The sequence below is a fragment of the Streptomyces sp. NBC_00386 genome (assembly GCF_036063235.1).
GTDB lineage: Bacteria > Actinomycetota > Actinomycetes > Streptomycetales > Streptomycetaceae > Streptomyces.
In genome coordinates this window covers 6,492,154-6,508,885 of sequence record NZ_CP107950.1, presented here as the reverse complement: position 1 = coordinate 6,508,885, position 16,732 = coordinate 6,492,154, and the positions used below count along the sequence as shown (strand labels likewise).

Annotated in this window: 16 protein-coding genes; 12 read left to right on the top strand and 4 right to left on the bottom strand. The window is 71.8% G+C overall.

Features of this window, described 5'->3' with window-relative positions; translation table 11 throughout:
- Positions 1-15 precede the first annotated feature (15 nt).
- The 3 genes from OG780_RS28495 (at position 16) to OG780_RS28485 (ending at position 3,426) form a co-directional block, all read left to right on the top strand.
- A complete protein-coding gene (locus OG780_RS28495) occupies positions 16-798 on the top strand; it encodes a TetR/AcrR family transcriptional regulator (RefSeq protein ID WP_328452872.1) in 783 nt (260 codons plus the stop codon).
- Positions 799-1,293: 495 nt separating this feature from the next.
- Complete coding sequence (locus OG780_RS28490; RefSeq protein WP_328452871.1) at positions 1,294-2,502, top strand: alpha/beta hydrolase; 1,209 nt, start codon at positions 1,294-1,296, stop codon at positions 2,500-2,502.
- A gap of 75 nt (positions 2,503-2,577) precedes the next feature.
- Complete coding sequence (locus tag OG780_RS28485; protein WP_328452869.1) at positions 2,578-3,426, top strand: DUF4429 domain-containing protein; 849 nt, start codon at positions 2,578-2,580, stop codon at positions 3,424-3,426.
- 54 nt (positions 3,427-3,480) lie between these two features.
- Here the strand turns inward: OG780_RS28485 and OG780_RS28480 are convergent, their stop codons facing one another.
- Entirely contained in the window at positions 3,481-3,948 is a 468-nt protein-coding gene (locus OG780_RS28480; protein WP_326788021.1) for a MerR family transcriptional regulator, read from the bottom strand.
- Between the two features lie 96 nt (positions 3,949-4,044).
- Between OG780_RS28480 and OG780_RS28475 the strand changes: the two genes are divergently transcribed.
- Together OG780_RS28475 and OG780_RS28470 are read left to right on the top strand one after the other, a co-directional pair.
- Complete coding sequence (locus tag OG780_RS28475) at positions 4,045-4,515, top strand: GNAT family N-acetyltransferase (protein ID WP_328452867.1); 471 nt, start codon at positions 4,045-4,047, stop codon at positions 4,513-4,515.
- Positions 4,516-4,533: 18 nt separating this feature from the next.
- Complete coding sequence (locus tag OG780_RS28470) at positions 4,534-5,355, top strand: serine hydrolase domain-containing protein (RefSeq protein ID WP_328452865.1); 822 nt, start codon at positions 4,534-4,536, stop codon at positions 5,353-5,355.
- Between the two features lie 93 nt (positions 5,356-5,448).
- Here OG780_RS28470 and OG780_RS28465 read toward each other — a convergent pair whose 3' ends face one another.
- Positions 5,449-6,105: a pirin family protein gene (locus OG780_RS28465; protein ID WP_328458439.1), complete on the bottom strand. Its 657-nt coding sequence runs from the start codon at positions 6,103-6,105 to the stop codon at positions 5,449-5,451.
- 161 nt (positions 6,106-6,266) lie between these two features.
- Between OG780_RS28465 and OG780_RS28460 the strand changes: the two genes are divergently transcribed.
- The 5 genes from OG780_RS28460 (at position 6,267) to fabF (ending at position 11,248) form a co-directional block, all read left to right on the top strand.
- Positions 6,267-7,472 (top strand): PucR family transcriptional regulator, encoded by a 1,206-nt coding sequence (locus OG780_RS28460; RefSeq protein ID WP_326788018.1) that lies wholly within the window; start codon positions 6,267-6,269, stop codon positions 7,470-7,472.
- An 89-nt stretch (positions 7,473-7,561) separates the two neighbouring features.
- Positions 7,562-8,479, top strand: a complete 918-nt coding sequence (locus tag OG780_RS28455; RefSeq protein ID WP_328452863.1) for an ACP S-malonyltransferase — start codon at positions 7,562-7,564, stop codon at positions 8,477-8,479.
- 13 nt (positions 8,480-8,492) lie between these two features.
- Positions 8,493-9,524 carry a ketoacyl-ACP synthase III gene (locus OG780_RS28450; RefSeq protein WP_328452861.1) on the top strand — a complete coding sequence of 344 codons (1,032 nt, stop codon included), beginning with the start codon at positions 8,493-8,495 and terminating at the stop codon, positions 9,522-9,524.
- 75 nt (positions 9,525-9,599) lie between these two features.
- Positions 9,600-9,848 (top strand): acyl carrier protein, encoded by a 249-nt coding sequence (locus OG780_RS28445; protein ID WP_261702511.1) that lies wholly within the window; start codon positions 9,600-9,602, stop codon positions 9,846-9,848.
- Between the two features lie 128 nt (positions 9,849-9,976).
- Positions 9,977-11,248 (top strand): beta-ketoacyl-ACP synthase II, encoded by a 1,272-nt coding sequence (gene fabF / locus OG780_RS28440; RefSeq protein WP_328452856.1) that lies wholly within the window; start codon positions 9,977-9,979, stop codon positions 11,246-11,248.
- A gap of 108 nt (positions 11,249-11,356) precedes the next feature.
- Here fabF and OG780_RS28435 read toward each other — a convergent pair whose 3' ends face one another.
- Positions 11,357-11,851: a DUF3145 domain-containing protein gene (locus tag OG780_RS28435; protein ID WP_326788014.1), complete on the bottom strand. Its 495-nt coding sequence runs from the start codon at positions 11,849-11,851 to the stop codon at positions 11,357-11,359.
- A 310-nt stretch (positions 11,852-12,161) separates the two neighbouring features.
- Between OG780_RS28435 and OG780_RS28430 the strand changes: the two genes are divergently transcribed.
- Positions 12,162-13,058, top strand: coding sequence for an SGNH/GDSL hydrolase family protein (locus OG780_RS28430; protein WP_328452851.1), 897 nt, complete (start codon positions 12,162-12,164; stop codon positions 13,056-13,058).
- A gap of 10 nt (positions 13,059-13,068) precedes the next feature.
- Positions 13,069-14,043 (top strand): aldose epimerase family protein, encoded by a 975-nt coding sequence (locus OG780_RS28425; protein WP_328452849.1) that lies wholly within the window; start codon positions 13,069-13,071, stop codon positions 14,041-14,043.
- Positions 14,044-14,111: 68 nt separating this feature from the next.
- On the opposite strand, the gene OG780_RS28420 is transcribed toward OG780_RS28425, so the two are convergent.
- Entirely contained in the window at positions 14,112-16,574 is a 2,463-nt protein-coding gene (locus tag OG780_RS28420; RefSeq protein WP_328452847.1) for a beta-glucosidase H, read from the bottom strand.
- Positions 16,575-16,732: the final 158 nt, after the last annotated feature.

The window sequence follows — 16,732 nt, the reverse complement described above, 5'->3', positions numbered from 1 at the left end:
GAGAGAACGCGGCACATGACGGAAACGGTGGACACGGCAGGCGTGGCAGACACGGCCGGAACGGCGGAGCCGACGGCCGGGACGGGGGCGTCGGCGGCCGGCGCGACGGCGTCGGAGCCGGCGGAGTCTGCGGAGCCCTTGCAGCCGGCGGAGCCGGTGGTGGCACGCCCCGGGCTGCGGGAGCGCAAGAAGCAGCGCACCCGGGACGCCCTGCTGCGGGCCGCCCTCGAACTGTTCACCACCCAGGGTTACGAGCGGACCACGGTCGACGAGATCACCGAGGCCGTCGACGTCTCCCAGCGCACCTTCTTCCGCTACTTCGCGGGCAAGGAGGACGCCGCCCTGTTCCTCCAGCGGCTCACGGAGGCGCATTTCATCGACGCGGTGCGCGAACGACCGCCCCACGAGGCCCCGTTGGAGGCACTGCGCCGGGCCGTCCTGGAGAGCTGGGACACGATCGGCGAGGCGATCGAGGAGGTGGTGCCCATCGAACTGCACATGCGCACCTACCAATTGATCGAGTCGACCCCCGCGCTGCTCGCCGTGCATCTGCGCCGCTCGGAGGAGATCGAGGAGGAGATCGCGCGGCTCATCGCCGAGCGCGAGGGCCTCGACGTGGACACGGACCCGCGCCCGCGCATCGCGGTCGCGGTGTTCGGCGGGGTGATGCGGGTGACGGGCCGGCTGTGGGGCGCGGGCGAGGACACCAGCGTCGAGGCGATCCGCGAGCTGACCGCGGCCTATCTCGACCAGGTGGGACCCGCGTTGGCGGAGAAGTGGGGTACCACGCCGCGGTGACGTTCGGTGACGCCCGGTGACGATTCGTGTCACCGGATCACCCCTTGGAAGCCCGCCGGGCAGCCGTCCGGAAGCCCGCCGGGTCACCTCTTGGAAGCCGGCGCGACACCCCTTGGAAGCCCGGCGCGACACCCGGCACCCGCCCGGGCGGGAGAGCAGGTCCGGGCCGGCGTACGGGATACGGCGCCCTCCCGCGTACACGATCTGACCCAGAGCCCGTACCCGGACTGACGCCCACCCGCGTACGGAACCTCGCGCACGCCCGCGCTCGTTGTACGGATGACGCCCGCGCCAGACGCTCCGCGAAAGCGCCGGACCATCACAACACCCCCATGCAGAGCGTCACATATCGCACACACATAGCGGAAAAGCACGTACACAGCGTCACTATTTAACTCAAACTGAACCCGGTTTGCCCTAATTACCCCATCAGAAACGTGATCCCAGTCACTCGTTTAACGGGAGGCTCTTCACTTCTCCTAGGGTGTCCTCTCAGTGACTTCCTTCGACACCACCCCCCAACTCAACGTCTGGCGCGCACTGCTCGCGCTGGCCGTGGTGTTCGTGATGCTGGCCACCAGTGGCTGGACCGCGCTCCACAGCCACCGGGCAGCCTCTCCGCTCCAGGCGTCGCGCTCTGCGTGGGAGCGCGGCAGCATCGCCGGGCACAAGCTGCCCGACCCGGACTCCACTCCGGGTTCGCTGTCCCAGTTCTTCACCACGCTCGACGCGCAGCAGCGTTCACAGCTCGTCCACCGTTATCCGCTCGCGGTCGGCAACATGAACGGTGCGCCGGTGACCCTGCGCTACACGGCGAACCGTCTGGCGCTCAAGCACGAGCGCACAGTCGAGCGCGGGCGCATGCACGACAACCGGCTGTCCTCGCTCGGCCAGTACGACGCGGGCCGCCGCATGCACCGCTACGAAGCGCTGCTGCACAAGGGCCGCAGGATCCTGGCCTTCGACCCCAACGGCTCGGGCCGGGTCGCCGAGGTCTTCGGCGACCTCGACAAGGCCCGCCGGGTCTCGGTCGTGGTCCCCGGTGTCGACACCGACCTGCTCACCTTCCAGCGCACGTACAAGCAGTACTCGGCGCCGGTCGGCATGGCGGGCTCGCTCTACCGGGCCGAGCGCTCGGCGGACCCGGGCATGCGGACCGCCGTGATCGCGTGGGCCGACTACACGACGCCCAGCGGACTCGGTATCGACTCGGCCACCGCCATGCGGGCCGAGGACGGCGCGGTGCGGCTGAACGCGCTGGTGCGGGCGCTGCCGGGCAGCTCGGAGGTGGCGCTGTACTGCCACAGCTACGGCTCGGTCCTGTGCGGGGTGGCTGCCTCTTCACTGCCCTCCCGGGTGTCCGACATAGCGGTGGCGGGCAGCCCCGGCATGCGGGCGGCGAAGGCGGCCAACCTGCACACCACGGCCCGGGTCTGGGCGATGCGCGACGCGGACGACTGGATCCAGGACGTGCCGCACATGGAGGTCGGCGGCCTCGGGCACGGCGCGGACCCGGTGTCGAAGGGGTTCGGGGCGCGCGTCCTGTCGGCCGAGGGGGCGAAGGGTCACGCCGGCTACTTCCAGCCGGGCACGGAGAGTCTCCGCAACTTCGCGGAGATCGGGATCGGCGCGTACCGCGCTGTCAGCTGCGCGCGTGATGACGACGCCTGTCGGACGGGTTTGTCCGCCGGCGCGTCGGCCTGACGCGCGTAGAGGACGAAAAACTGCGGTCCGCCCAGAGAGGCGACGGAGGCTTGCGTGCCGCATACGATGGCCCGCATGGGTGACGTACTGGCCGGATTTCATGCCGCCTGGGAGTTCGAGTCCGACTCCGTGCTCATCCGCTTCGAACGGGGGATCCGTACACCGAAGCTGTTCCAGGCGCTCGGCGAACGCCGTGTCCCCCTGGAGGCGCTCGCGGCGGTGACGCTGACGCCCGGGAAGCGAGGCACGGTCGTTCTGCGTGCGGTGCCGAGACCCGGCGCCGATCCGCTGATGGAAGCGGCCGCGGGGCAGCTCAAGGAGGGGTGCGACCCCTATCGGCTGGTGCTGCCGGCCGAACGCGAGACGCTCGCCGAGTACTACGCGGACGAGCTGCGCGGACAGCTCACCACGGACGAGGAGCCCGCCGAGCGCTTTCTCGTGAAGCCGCCCGAGGGGCCGCTGACCTTCAAGGCCTACGACGGGAAGGCCACCTTCGACGGCAAGACGGTGTCCTTCCGGTGGTTCTGGACGGGCGCGTCCTCGGCGAAGTGGAAAGCCGGCGACCAGACCTTCCCGGTCTCCGCGCTGTGCGGGGTCGAGTGGCGCTCCCCGGAGGTGTTCGAGGGGCATCTGCGGCTGCTGCGGCGGGAGCCCGCCCCGGCGCATCCCGCCCAGGCGGACCAGGACCCGGCGGCGGTCGTCTTCGGGCTCGGGTACGGGCCGGTCCACGAGTCGCTGCCGTTCGCCGCGGCCGTGCTCGCCGCCGCGCGCTCCGCGAGCCCCGCGCCGTTGGTCGCGGCGCCGCACCGCGACCCGGCCGACATCGCCGACCGGATCCGGCATCTCGGGGAGCTGTACGAGGCAGGGCTCGTCACGGACGAGGAGTTCTCCGTGAAGAAGGCGGAACTGCTCGCCCAGCTCTAGCGGGCCTGCACCCTCGGGTGCCGGTCGTGCCCGGCCGTGGCCGGGCCTCCGCCGTCAGGACGGCTCCGAGGCGAGGACGCTGGTCGCGTCCCCGTAGAAGCCGATCTTCCGGTCGAGCACGGCCAGGGTGTCCTGGAGCTCCGCGATCCGGGCCCGGACGTCCCGGCGGGTCGCCTCCAGGAGCTCGTAGCGGTCCATGTACGTGTGGTCGCCGGCGCGCACCATCTCCGCGTAGCGGACCATGTCGGCGACCGGCATCCCGGTGAGCCGGAGCTTGCCGACGAGGTCCAGCCAGTCCAGGTCGCGGTTGCTGTAGCGGCGCTGGCCGGTGTGCGAGCGGTCGATGTGCGGCATCAGCCCGATGCGCTCGTACCAGCGCAGGGTGTGCGCGCTGAGGCCGGTGAAGGCGACGACCTCGCTGATCGTGTAGTTGTCCCGGCCGTCCGGGCGCCGCTCCTGCTCGGGAGGCCCGGCGCACGCGTCGGTCCCGGTGGCCTCGGCTGTGGTCTCCATCACCGTCATGGACTCCACGCTAAAACCTTGGAGTCCACTCCAGGCAACCGAACCGGCCGAAAATCCCAAGGACATGGCCGGGAGACGATGGTTACCGTGCGGATCATGGGTCTCGTACGCCGCGCCACGCCCGATGACGCCTCCGAAGTGCTGCGCCTGCGCCAGGTGATGATCGACTCGGTCTTCGACGTGGACTCCTCCAGCGCGTGGCACGCCGCGTCGCTGCCGACCGTACGCGCGAAGCTCGCCGGTCCCGAGGAATCCTTCGTCGCCTTCGTGATCGACCACCCGGAGCGGCCGGGCACTCTCGCGGCGCTCGTCGCCGGGACGGTCGAGTACCGGATCGGGCGGGCGGACAATCCACATGGCGTGGTGGGGTACGTCTTCAGCGTCGCCACCGATCCGGGCGCCCGGCGCCGCGGCTACGCCCGCGCCTGCATGGAGACGCTCCTCGACTGGTTCCGTGAGCGCGGTGTCGTCCAGGTCGACCTCAACGCCTCCGCCGAGGCCGAGCCGCTCTACGCGGCCCTCGGGTTCGTCCACAAGCCCGACCCCTCGATGCGGCTGCGCCTCTGAGCCGCTTAGGCTCGGGGCATGTCCTTGCAGAGCCTGGCGCTGATCTCGAACTGGCCCGTTCCCACCGCCGCGGCCGCGGTCGTCCGCGCCGACGGCACCGTGATCGGCTCGCACGGGCCGGGCGGGCACCGGTTCGCGCTGGCGTCCGTCACCAAGCCGCTCGCCGCGTACGCCGCACTCGTCGCGTACGAGGAGGGGGCGATCGAGCTCGACGAACCCGCCGGGCCCGCCGGTTCGACGGTCCGGCACCTGCTCGCGCACACCTCGGGTCTGGCCTTCGACGAGCACCGGGCGACCTTCACGCCCGGGGAGCGGCGGCTGTACTCCAACGCCGGGTTCGAGGTGCTCGGAGACCACATCGCCAAGGCGGCGGACATGCCGTTCGCGGAGTATCTGCGGCAGGCGGTTCTCGAACCGCTCGGCATGACCGCGACGACGCTGGACGGTTCGCCCGCGAGGGACGGTGTCTCGACCGTGGACGACCTCGTCCGCTTCGCCGCCGAGCTCCAGGCGCCGCGGCTGCTGGACCCGCGTACGGTCGCGGAGGCGATGACCGTCCAGTACCCGGGCACCAAGGGCGTCCTTCCGGGGTACGGTCACCAGAACCCCAACGACTGGGGGCTGGGCTTCGAGATCCGCGACTCCAAGTCACCGCACTGGACGGGGAGTTCGTCCTCGCCGCGCACCTTCGGCCACTTCGGCCAGGCCGGTACGTTCCTGTGGGTCGACCCGGCCGCGGGCGCCGCCTGCGTCGCGCTGACCGACCGGAACTTCGGCCCCTGGGCCGTCGAGGCGTGGACGCCCTTCACGGACGCGGTGCTGGCCGACCTCGCCTCCTGACGCGGGCCGGCGGCGGCCTCGGAGCGGGCCGGGGAAGGCCGCCGCGTCCGGTCGGTCCCGCGGAAGGCCGGCGCCTCGCGCCGAACCCCGGCGTCAGCCGACCGCCATCTCCCACACCAGCAGCTCCGCCGGAGCCCCGGCGACCAGCTCCAGGTCCTTCGCGTCCGTGACCCGGGCCGCGTCCCCCTCCCCCAGTTCCACGCCGTCCAGCCGGACCTCGCCGCGCACGACATGGATGTAGACGTGGGGCGCGTCGGGAACGGCCGTGCGCTCGCCCGCCGTCAGCCGGCGCACATGGAGCATGGCTCCCGCCTCGGGAACGGCGTACGGGGTGGAGTCGGCGATGCCGCGGACGGTCTCGTACGCGGGGTCGCCGCCCGGGTCCACCGGGGCCAGCCACATCTGGACGAAGACCAGCGGCAGCTCGCCGTCGTTGCGCTCGACATGGCGGACGCCTCCCGCCGAACTCAGCCGCTGGAGGTCCCCGTGGCGCAGCACCGACTCGTTCCCCGCCGAGTCGCGATGGGTCAGCTCGCCCTCCACCACCCAGGTGACGATCTCGGTGTGGCTGTGCGGGTGCTCGTCGAAGCCCGCGCCGGGGGCGAGCCGCTCCTCGTTGCAGGCGATCACCGCGCCGAAGCGGAGGTTGTCGGGGTCGTAGTGCGGGCCGAAGGAAAAGGCGTGGAGCGAGGAGATCCCGGCCGCCGGGTCCCCTCCGCGGTAGCGCTCGTCGGCGCGGCGGACGTCCATCACGCACCCACGGTAGGGCCTGTCGTCCCGATCAGGCGGCACCGAGGTGTGTCCCGCCACATGATCCGGACGACAGGCCCTGGCCCCGGCCCGGCGGCCGCCTCCCGCCTACATGCGACCCGCCGCCGCACAGCTCCGTCCGGATAAGGCAGTCTTGTCCCGTGCCCGAACCCGAAGCCAGCAACACCGAGCGCCCAGCGCACGAAGTCGACTCGCACACCGCGACCCTCAAGCGGCTGGAGAAGTCGGCCGGCAGTCTCGCCGCCCAGGCCATCACGCGGATGGACGAGACGCTGCCGTGGTACCGGGCCATGCCACCGGAGAACCGGTCGTGGATCGGGCTGGTCGCCCAGGCCGGCATCGCGGCCTTCACGGAGTGGTTCCGGCACCCGGACGCGCCGCAGGCCATCTCCACCGACGTCTTCGGCACCGCGCCACGCGAGCTGACCAGGGCCATCACGCTGCGCCAGACGGTGGAGATGGTGCGGACGACAATCGAGGTCATGGAATCGGCCATCGACGAGGTGGCGGCGCCCGGCGACGAGTCCGTGCTGCGTGAGGCGCTGCTCGTCTACGCCCGCGAGATCGCCTTCGCCACCGCCCAGGTGTACGCGCAGGCCGCGGAGGCACGCGGTGCCTGGGACGCCCGGCTCGAGTCGCTCGTGGTGAACGCGGTGCTCTCCGGCGAGGCCGACGAGGGTGCCGTCTCCCGGGCCGCCGCGCTCGGGTGGAACTCGCCCGACCATGTCTGCGTGGTGCTGGGCACGGCGCCCGACGGTGACAGTGAGCTGACGGTCGAGGCGATCCGGCGGGCGGCCCGGCACGCCAAGCTCCAGGTGCTGACGGGGGTGCTCGGGGACCGGCTGGTCGTCATCGCGGGCGGCAGCGACAACCCGCTCGCCGTCGCCAAGTCGCTGATCGGTCCGTACGCCGCCGGATCGGTCGTGGCCGGGCCGATCGTGCCCGATCTGCTGGCCGCGACCCGGTCGGCACAGGCCGCGGCGGCCGGGCTGAAGGCGTGTTTCGCCTGGCAGGACGCCCCGCGTCCGGTACTGGCGGACGATCTGCTGCCGGAGCGCGCGATCGCCGGAGACCCGTCGGCCCGCGAGCAGTTGGTGGAGGAGATCTACAGACCGCTGGAGGAAGCAGGCTCCGCGCTCCTGGAGACGCTGGCCGTCTACCTGGAGCAGGCGAGCAGCCTCGAAGGCGCGGCCCGGATGCTGTTCGTCCACCCCAACACCGTGCGCTACCGGCTCCGACGTGTGACTGACGTCACCGGCTGGTCGCCCTCGGATGTTCGATCGGCGTTCACGCTGCGGATCGCGCTGATCCTGGGGCGTCTGGCCGATGGAGATCCGCAAACCTAGGCTTTTGTCGGGGTCCTACAATTCCCCCTCGTGTTCTTCGTCCCTGTCCCCACGGGCGGCCGTGGCCGTCCACAAGAGAGAGTGTGAGAGTGCTCGTACTCGTCGCTCCCGGCCAGGGCGCTCAGACGCCTGGCTTCCTGACTCCTTGGCTCGACCTCCCCGGCGCCGCCGAACGCCTCGCCGCGTGGTCGGACGCCATCGGGCTGGACCTTGCCCACTACGGCACGCAGGCCGACGCGGACGCGATCCGTGACACGGCTGTCGCCCAGCCGCTCCTGGTCGCCGCCGGTCTCCTGTCCGCCGCGGCACTCGGTGACGTCACCCCCGGTGCCGTCGCCGGCCACAGCGTCGGCGAGATCACCGCCGCCGCGTTCGCGGGAGTGCTCGACGACACCGCCGCGCTGACCCTCGTACGCAAGCGCGGCCTCGCGATGGCCGACGCCGCCGCCATCACGCGGACCGGTATGTCGGCGCTGCTCGGCGGGGACCCCGACACGACGGTCGCGCACCTGGAGAAGCTCGGTCTGACCCCGGCGAACGTGAACGGCGCGGGCCAGATCGTGGCCGCCGGCACGCTGGAGCAGCTGGCCGCCCTGGAGGCGGACAAGCCCGAGGGTGTCCGGCGTGTCGTGGCACTGAAGGTGGCGGGCGCGTTCCACACCGTCCACATGGCCCCCGCGGTCGAGGCGCTGGCCAAGGCCGCCGAGGACCTGAGTCCGGCGGACCCGCGGGTCGCCTACGTCTCGAACCGTGACGGCCAGGCCGTCGCCTCGGGTACCGAGGTCGTCTCCCGCCTGGTCGGCCAGGTCGCCAACCCGGTCCGCTGGGACCTGTGCATGGAGACCTTCCAGAAGCTCGGCGCGACCGCGCTGATCGAGGTGTGCCCCGGCGGCACGCTCACCGGTCTGGCCAAGCGCGCGCTGCCCGGTGTCACGACGCTGGCCCTGAAGACCCCCGACGACCTGGACGCGGCTCGCGAGCTCATCGCCGAGCACGGCGCTGCCTGAGGAGCCCGAGAGCATGTCGAAGATCAAGGCACCCAAGGGCGCTCCGTTCGCGCGCATCCTCGGCGTCGGCGGCTACCGTCCCGTCCGGGTGGTGCCCAACGAGGTGATCCTGGAGACGATCGACTCGTCCGACGAGTGGATCCGTTCGCGCTCCGGCATCGAGACCCGGCACTGGGCCTCCGACGAGGAGACCGTGGCCGCGATGTCGATCGAGGCGTCCGGCAAGGCACTGTCCGACGCCGGGATCAGCGCCGACCAGATCGGCGCCGTGGTGGTCTCCACCGTGTCGCACTTCTCCCAGACCCCGGCCATCGCCACCGAGATCGCCGACAAGCTCGGCACGAACAAGGCCGCGGCCTTCGACATCTCGGCCGGCTGCGCGGGCTTCGGCTACGGCCTGACCCTCGCCAAGGGCATGATCGTCGAGGGTTCCGCGGAGTACGTCCTCGTCATCGGCGTGGAGCGGCTGTCCGACCTCACCGACCTGGAGGACCGCGCGACGGCCTTCCTGTTCGGCGACGGTGCGGGCGCGGTCGTCGTCGGTCCCTCCGAGGAGCCGCACATCGGCCCCACGGTCTGGGGCAGCGAGGGCGACAAGGCCGGCACGATCAAGCAGACCGTGCCGTGGGACCGCTTCAAGGTCGGCGACGTCTCCAATCTCCCGCTCGACTCCAAGGGCGAGATCAAGTTCCCTGCCATCACGCAGGAAGGCCAGGCGGTGTTCCGCTGGGCCGTGTTCGAGATGGCGAAGGTCGCCCAGCAGGCGCTGGAAGCGGCCGGAATCAGCCCGGACGACCTGGATGTCTTCATTCCCCACCAGGCCAACGAGCGGATCATCGACTCGATGGTGAAGACGCTGAAACTGCCGGGGCACGTCACGGTCGCGCGTGACGTGCGCACCACCGGCAACACCTCGGCCGCCTCGATCCCGCTCGCGATGGAGCGGCTCCTGGCGACCGGTGAGGCGAAGAGCGGCGACACCGCGCTCGTCATCGGCTTCGGGGCGGGTCTCGTGTACGCCGCGACGGTCGTTACCCTCCCCTAGGCACTCCGTACCGGATCATCCGGTCCGTACGGAATATCGCCACCCCTCTGGAAACACACCGAAGGAGCGCCTGACATGGCCGCCACTCAGGAAGAGATCGTCGAAGGTCTCGCCGAGATCGTCAACGAGATCGCCGGGATCCCCACCGAGGACGTCCAGCTGGACAAGTCCTTCACCGACGACCTGGACGTCGACTCGCTGTCCATGGTCGAGGTCGTCGTCGCCGCCGAAGAGCGCTTCGACGTCAAGATCCCGGACGACGACGTCAAGAACCTCAAGACCGTCGGCGACGCGACGAACTACATCCTCAAGAACCAGGCCTGATCTTTCCGGTCACCTGGGCCGACCGCCCGGGTCCACCGGGGCCCTGTGCCCCGGTTCGCCTGGGCTGATGCCCCGCCACCCGGCGGTGGCGCCGCTGAATCCTCGTATCCGTTGGAGAAAGAATTCCCGTGAGCCCGACCAATCGCACCGTGGTCGTCACCGGTATCGGCGCAACCACACCGCTGGGTGGCGACGCAGCCTCTACCTGGGAGGGCCTGATCGCCGGACGTTCCGGCGTCCGCCCCCTCGAGCAGGAGTGGGCCGCCGACCAGGCAGTCCGTATCGCGGCGCAGATCGCCGTGGAGCCGGGCGAGGTCATTCCCCGCCCGCAGGCCCGCCGACTGGACCGCTCGGCGCAGTTCGCGCTGATCGCGGCCAAGGAGGCCTGGGCGAACGCCGGTTTCACCGACAAGGCGGGCGAGGACCCGAGCGTCGACCCCGACCGGCTGGGCACGGTCATCGCCTCCGGCATCGGTGGTGTGACGACCCTGCTCGACCAGTACGACGTGCTGAAGGAGAAGGGCGTACGCCGTGTCTCCCCGCACACCGTTCCGATGCTGATGCCGAACGGTCCGTCCGCCAACGTGGGGCTCGCCGTGGGCGCCCGCGCCGGTGTGCACACCCCGGTCTCCGCCTGCGCCTCCGGCGCCGAGGCCATCGGCTACGCCATCGAGATGATCCGCACGGGCCGCGCCGACGTCGTCGTCGCCGGTGGCACCGAGGCGGCCATCCACCCGCTTCCCATCGCCGCGTTCGGCAACATGATGGCGATGTCCAAGAACAACGACGACCCGCAGGGTGCCTCGCGCCCCTACGACGTCGCCCGTGACGGCTTCGTGCTGGGCGAGGGCGCCGGCGTCCTCGTCCTGGAGTCCGCCGAGCACGCCGCCAAGCGCGGCGCCCGGGTGTACGCCGAGGCGGTCGGCCAGGGCATCTCGGCCGACAGCCACGACATCGTGCAGCCGGAGCCGGAGGGCCGCGGCATCGCGCACGCCCTCCAGAGCCTGCTCGACAACACGGACCTGGACCCGGCCGAGATCGTGCACGTGAACGCGCACGCCACCTCGACTCCGGCCGGTGACGTGGCCGAGCTGAAGGCGCTGCGCAAGGTGTTCGGCGACGAGGCCGACCACTTCGCGGTCTCCGCGACCAAGTCGATGACCGGTCACCTCCTCGGTGGCGCCGGTGGCGTCGAGTCGGTCGCGACCGTGCTCGCCCTGTACCACCGGCTCGCGCCGCCGACCATCAACGTGGAGAACCTCGACCCCGAGGCCGAGGCCGCCGCCGACATCGTCCGCGGCGAGGCCCGCAAGCTGCCCGTCGAGGGCCGTATCGCCGCGCTGAACGACTCGTTCGGCTTCGGTGGGCACAACGTGGTGCTGGCGTTCCGTTCCGTCTGACGCCGGCAGTCCGTTCCGTAACGGCGTGTGGCCCGTACCCCTGGTTCCAGGGGTACGGGCCACACGCCGTACGTTCTTCGGTTGCGGTGCCGCGCCCCTGACGGGGTGTCACACCACCTGGTGCAGCCAGCGGACCGGGGCGCCCTCGCCCGCGTAGCGGAAGGGCTCCAGTTCGTCGTCCCAGGGCTTGCCGAGGAGCTTGGCGAGGTCGGCCTCCAGGTCGCTCTCGCCGCGCTGGGAGCGCAGCAGCGCGGCGCGCAGCCGGTCCTCGGGGATCAGGATGTCGCCGTGGATCCCGGTGACGGCGTGGAAGATGCCGAGCTCGGGGGTGCAGCTGTAGCGCTCGCCCTCGGCGGTGGGGCAGGGCTCGGCGGTGACCTCGAAGCGCAGCAGATGCCAGCCGCGCAGCGCGGAGGCGAGCTTGGAGGCGGTGCCGACCTCGCCCTTCCAGGAGAACTCGGATCTCCAGGTGCCGGGCGCGGCGGGCTGCCGGATCCAGTCGAGGCTGACGCGCGTGCCGAGCACCCCCGCGACCGCCCACTCGACATGCGGACACAACGCGCGGGGCGCGGAGTGCACGTAGAGAACTCCACGTGTCGTCACTGGGGCCTCCGGACAGAGCGAGACATCTTGTAACTTAGCGGAACGGCAGTGGCAGGGCGGCCACGTGGCGAGGCTACCCTGCGGCGGCGCAAGGAGTGTGACGTACCGTCGGTCCAAGCGCCGTGAACCTCCGAGGTTTCACCCGGCGGGACGTGTCCGGACTCCCTTGCCGGGACTCCGGGCCCGCCTGCCGGGCGGAAGCCGGCCACACCGCGGAATCGCGGTGCGACCGACCGTGTACGACGTGGTGCGACCGACCGCGCGGAGCGGGTGCCGACCAACCCTGTACAACGAACGAGGAGACCAGGGGATGCGGAATCGCAGCCACCGTTCGCGGGCCGTCCTCGCCGTCGCCGCAGCGGCGGCTCTCCTGGGGGTGGCCGCCTGCGACGCCTCGGGTGGCGATTCCCCGTCCGGCGGGACGGGCGCCCGCCCGTCCCCGAGGCCCACGCCGGTCTGGGACCGCAGCCCGGACTCCATGGCCGCGGTCGGCGACTCCATCACCCGCGGTTTCGACGCGTGCAGTGTGCTGTCCGACTGCCCCGAGGTGTCGTGGGCGACCGGCAGCGATCCGCGGGTCGACTCGCTCGCCGTACGACTGCTCGGTACGACCGGGGCGGCCGAGCGGAGCTGGAACTACGCGGTGACCGGGGCACGGATGGCGGACCTTCCCGGTCAGATGGCCGAGGCGGCGACCCGCAGGCCGGAGCTGGTCACGGTGATGGCGGGCGCCAACGACGCCTGCCGGTCCTCCGCCTCGGCGATGACGTCCGCAGCCGACTTCCGCGCTGAGTTCCAGGACGCGATGAAGACGCTGCGCGGCGCTCTGCCCAAGACCCAGGTGTACGTGTCGAGCGTGCCGGACCTGAAACGGCTCTGGTCCCAGGGGCGCGGCAACCCGCTGGGCAAGCAGGTCTGGAAACTGGGCATCTGCCCCTCGATGCTCGGGGACGCGGACTCGCTGAACTCGGCGGCGACCCTGCGGCGCGGGCAGGTGCAGGACCGGGTGAAGGAGTACAACCAGGTGCTGCGCGAGGTGTGCGCCAAGGACCGGCGCTGCCGCTTCGACGGGAACGCCGTCTTCGACTACCGCTTCGGCACGGACCAGTTGAGCCACTGGGACTGGTTCCACCCGAGCAGGGACGGCCAGGCGCGACTCGCCGAGATCGCCTACCGGACTGTGACGGCACGCGAACCCGTGACCTAGGCTTTTCCTCATGAGCGAACTTTTCGGCACACTTTCCGACGGCACCCGGGTCCACCGCTGGACGCTGGAGCGCGCCGGTGTCCGGGTGCGTGTGCTCACGTACGGCGGGATCGTGCAGTCGGCCGAGGTGCCGGACCGGGACGGGCGGGCCGTGGACGTGACCCTGGGCTTCCCCGCCCTGGAGGGGTACACGTCCCATCCCGAGCCGTATCTCGGCGCGCTGGTCGGGCGGTACGCGAACCGGATCGGGGGTGCGGGCTTCCCGCTGGACGGGGTGACGTACCGCCTGGAGCCGAACAACGGGCCCAACACGCTGCACGGCGGCGACGGCGGTTTCGACAAGCGCGTGTGGGACGCGGAGCCGCTCGAACACGGGGTCCGGCTCTCCCGGGTCAGCCCGGACGACGAGGAGGGCTTCCCGGGGCGCCTGGAGGTCTCGGCGACGTACACGCTCGACGAGCGGGGCGCGCTGCGGATCGCCTACGAGGCGGTCACCGACGCGCCGACCGTGGTGAACCTGACGAACCACACGTACTGGAACCTCGGCGGCTCCGGCAGCGCGCTGGGACACGAGCTCCGGCTCGACGCCTCGCGGGTGACACGGGTGGACGAGAACCTCGTCCCGACCGGGGAACTCGACCCGGTCGAGGGCACCCGCTTCGACTTCCGCGAGCCCCGCAAGACCGGCGCGGGATACGACCACAACTACGTGCTCGACAAGGGGCTCACCGACGCTCCCGTGGAGGTCGCCGAGCTGTACGACCCGGCCTCCGGGCGGGTGCTCACGGTCGCGACCACCGAACCCGGTCTGCAGTTCTACACCGCCGACCACCTGGACGAACCCTTCGCCCCCAACGACGGCATCGCCCTGGAGACGCAGCACTTCCCCGACTCCCCGAACCGGCCGGACTTCCCGAGCACCGAGCTGCGGCCGGGCGGGGTGTACAGGTCGCAGACGGTGTACGGGTTCTCCGTGCGGTCCTAGGGCTTGTCGGCCGGCCCCGGTCCGGATGTCAGGTTCCGGGCCGGGGTCGGCCGAAGGGGGCGCGAAGGTTACGCCTCGATGATCGTGCTCAGACGGCGGTCCAGAAGGGAACGACCTGCCTGGACCTCGTACAAACCCTTCACGAACGCCCACGTGTCCGCGACGGTGTCCCAGATCTCGAAGGAGCGGCGCGGGAGCTCCACGACGGCTTCGACGCTCTCACCGGGCGCGGCCTCGACCCCGGCGAAACCGGCGAGCGCGCGGACGGGCCGCTCGGTGCCGGGTTCCGCCGGGGCGAGGTAGACCTGGACGACCTCGCGCCCGGCCCGACGGCCGGAGTTGCGGACACGGACGGTGACGGTCCGATCCTCGATCTCGATGGACTCGTACGTCCAGTCGGTGTAGCCGAGGCCGTGCCCGAAGGGGTACGAGGGGGTCCTGCCCGCCTTCTCCCAGGCGCGGTAGCCGATGAAGACGTCCTCGGTGTAAGGGAGTTCGCCGTCGGCCGGGCGGACCCGGGTGACCGGGGCGTCGGCCAGGGAGCCCCAGGTGGTGGGGAGGCGGCCGCCCGGCTCGTGGGCGCCGGTGAGGACGTCCGCGAGGGCGGCGCCGCCCTCCTGGCCCGGGAACCAGCTCAGGAGCACGGCGGCGACCTCGTCGCGCCAGGGGAGTTCCACCGGGGCTCCGGAGTTGACGACCACGACGGTGTTCGGGTTGGCGGCGGCGACGGCGTGGACCAGCTCGTCCTGACGGCCGGGGAGCCTGAGGTCCGCGCGGTCGAAGCCCTCGGACTCGACGCTGTCGGTGGTGGCGACCACCACGACGGCGGTGTCGGCGGCGCGGGCCGCCTCGACCGCCTCGGCGATCAGCTCGTCCGCATCGCGCACGGGCTCCTGATGGACGAGCGAGAAGCCGACGGCCTTCAGGGGGACGTTCCCGGGGACCGTGACGACATGGGTGAGGGAGACCTCCACCGGTTCGCCCGCGGTGAGTTCGGCCCGGCCGCGGGGGACGGGGGCGCCGAAGAACGTCACGAAGGGGTCGTCCCTGTCGGCGCTCTGGACGTCGTCGAAGTACGTCGTGCCGTCGACGGTGAGGGTGAACGCGCCGAGACCCTTGATGCCGAAGGTGTGCGGGCCGGACTCGCGCGGGGTGAGACTGCCGGTGAGTTCGACGCTGTGGAGGGTGTCTCCGGTGACCCCCGCGGGCAGGTCGTCGCCCATCCACTTGATCTGGCCGTTCGGGACGGAGGCGGTGGCGATGACCTCGCCGGCGGCGTCGCGGCAGACGGCGCGCAGCTCGAACCCCGCGTCGGCGACGGGGAGTTCGACGGTCGGGTCGGCGCCGACCGCGTACGTCAGAGCGCCCTCGGGGAGGGCGGCGGTGAGGCCGTCGAGGGGCGAGACGATCCGGGCGGGGAAGACGGTGGCGGAGCCGCCGCCGAGGACGCGGGCGTCGCGGGCGGCGGCGCCGATGAGGGCGACCCGGTGCCCTTCGGGGAGCGGCAGGGCGCCTTCGTTGCGGACGAGGACGAAGCCGCGGCGGGCCACCTCGCGGGCCAGCGCCTCCCCGTCCACGGTCGCCGGCGGCTCGGTCACGACGGGTTCGGCGCCTTCCAGGGCGCCGACGCGGGCGGCGAGCCGGAGCACGTTGCGCACGGCCGCGTCGACCGTGGCCTCCGCGACCTCGCCGGCGCGCACGGCGGCGGCGAGCGGTTCTCCGTAGACGGTCCGCGGGCCGGGCATGGCGACGTCGAGGCCGCCCTCGATCGCGGCCTTCGTGGAGCGGGCGGCCATCCAGTCGGAGACGTTGAAGCCGTCGAAGCCCCATTCGCCGCGCAGGACCTCGTTCACGAGACGGCGGTGCTCGCTCATCGTGGTGCCGTTGACGGAGTTGTAGGCGGTCATGACGCCCCACGGGCGGGCGCTGCCGACGATGGCCTCGAAGGGCGCCAGGTACAGCTCGCGCAGGGCGCGTTCGGAGACGAGGTTGTCCACTGTGAAGCGGTCGGTCTCGGCGTCGTTGGCGACGAAGTGCTTGACGGTGGTGGCGACCCCGCCGGACTGGACGCCCCGGACATAGCCGCCGCCGATCGCGCCGGTCAGGAGCGGGTCCTCGCTGTAGGCCTCGAAGTGGCGGCCGCCGAGCGGTGAGCGGTGGAGGTTGACGGTGGGGGCGAGCAGGACGTGGACGCCCTTGCGGCGGGCCTCCTGGGCGAGCAGCGTGCCGGCGCGGCGGGCCAGCTCCGGGTCCCAGGCGGCGGCGAGCGCGGTGGGCGAGGGGAGCGCGACGGAGGGGTCGTCGGCGCTCCAGTGGACGCCGCGGACGCCGATCGGGCCGTCCGACATCACGAGGGACTCCAGGCCGATCTCGGGGAGCGCGGGCAGCGTCCACATGTTCCGGCCGGACAGCAGCCGGGTCTTCGCGTCCAGGCCGAGGCGGGCGAGGGCCGCCTCGACGACGGCCTCGCGGGCCGCGTCCGCCTCCGTGTCCTTCCGGTCCCCAGCCGTTTCCACCGCAGTGTCCGCCATGGCGGCACCTCCTCGTCGCTAGCCGTCGGGTCCGCCCCATCGTCGTACGCGGCGGCGGTGCGGGGGAGGGCCCTGACGCCGGCCGCGCGGGCGTCTCCTGGCCGCGTCTCGGGAGACGGCGGCGAGGATTCCCGCCCGATCACGGGCGGGCGGGCCGC

Excerpts from the sequence above, each read along its gene's own strand:
- OG780_RS28495 (WP_328452872.1), top strand. The coding sequence starts at position 16 with ATGACGGAAACGGTGGACACGGCAGGCGTGGCAGACACGGCCGGAACG.
- OG780_RS28485 (WP_328452869.1), top strand. The coding sequence starts at position 2,578 with ATGGGTGACGTACTGGCCGGATTTCATGCCGCCTGGGAGTTCGAGTCC.
- OG780_RS28480 (WP_326788021.1), bottom strand. The coding sequence starts at position 3,948 with ATGACGGTGATGGAGACCACAGCCGAGGCCACCGGGACCGACGCGTGC.
- OG780_RS28475 (WP_328452867.1), top strand. The coding sequence starts at position 4,045 with ATGGGTCTCGTACGCCGCGCCACGCCCGATGACGCCTCCGAAGTGCTG.
- OG780_RS28470 (WP_328452865.1), top strand. The coding sequence starts at position 4,534 with ATGTCCTTGCAGAGCCTGGCGCTGATCTCGAACTGGCCCGTTCCCACC.
- OG780_RS28465 (WP_328458439.1), bottom strand. The coding sequence starts at position 6,105 with ATGGACGTCCGCCGCGCCGACGAGCGCTACCGCGGAGGGGACCCGGCG.
- OG780_RS28450 (WP_328452861.1), top strand. The coding sequence starts at position 8,493 with ATGTCGAAGATCAAGGCACCCAAGGGCGCTCCGTTCGCGCGCATCCTC.
- OG780_RS28445 (WP_261702511.1), top strand. The coding sequence starts at position 9,600 with ATGGCCGCCACTCAGGAAGAGATCGTCGAAGGTCTCGCCGAGATCGTC.
- OG780_RS28430 (WP_328452851.1), top strand. The coding sequence starts at position 12,162 with ATGCGGAATCGCAGCCACCGTTCGCGGGCCGTCCTCGCCGTCGCCGCA.
- OG780_RS28425 (WP_328452849.1), top strand. The coding sequence starts at position 13,069 with ATGAGCGAACTTTTCGGCACACTTTCCGACGGCACCCGGGTCCACCGC.
- OG780_RS28420 (WP_328452847.1), bottom strand. The coding sequence starts at position 16,574 with ATGGCGGACACTGCGGTGGAAACGGCTGGGGACCGGAAGGACACGGAG.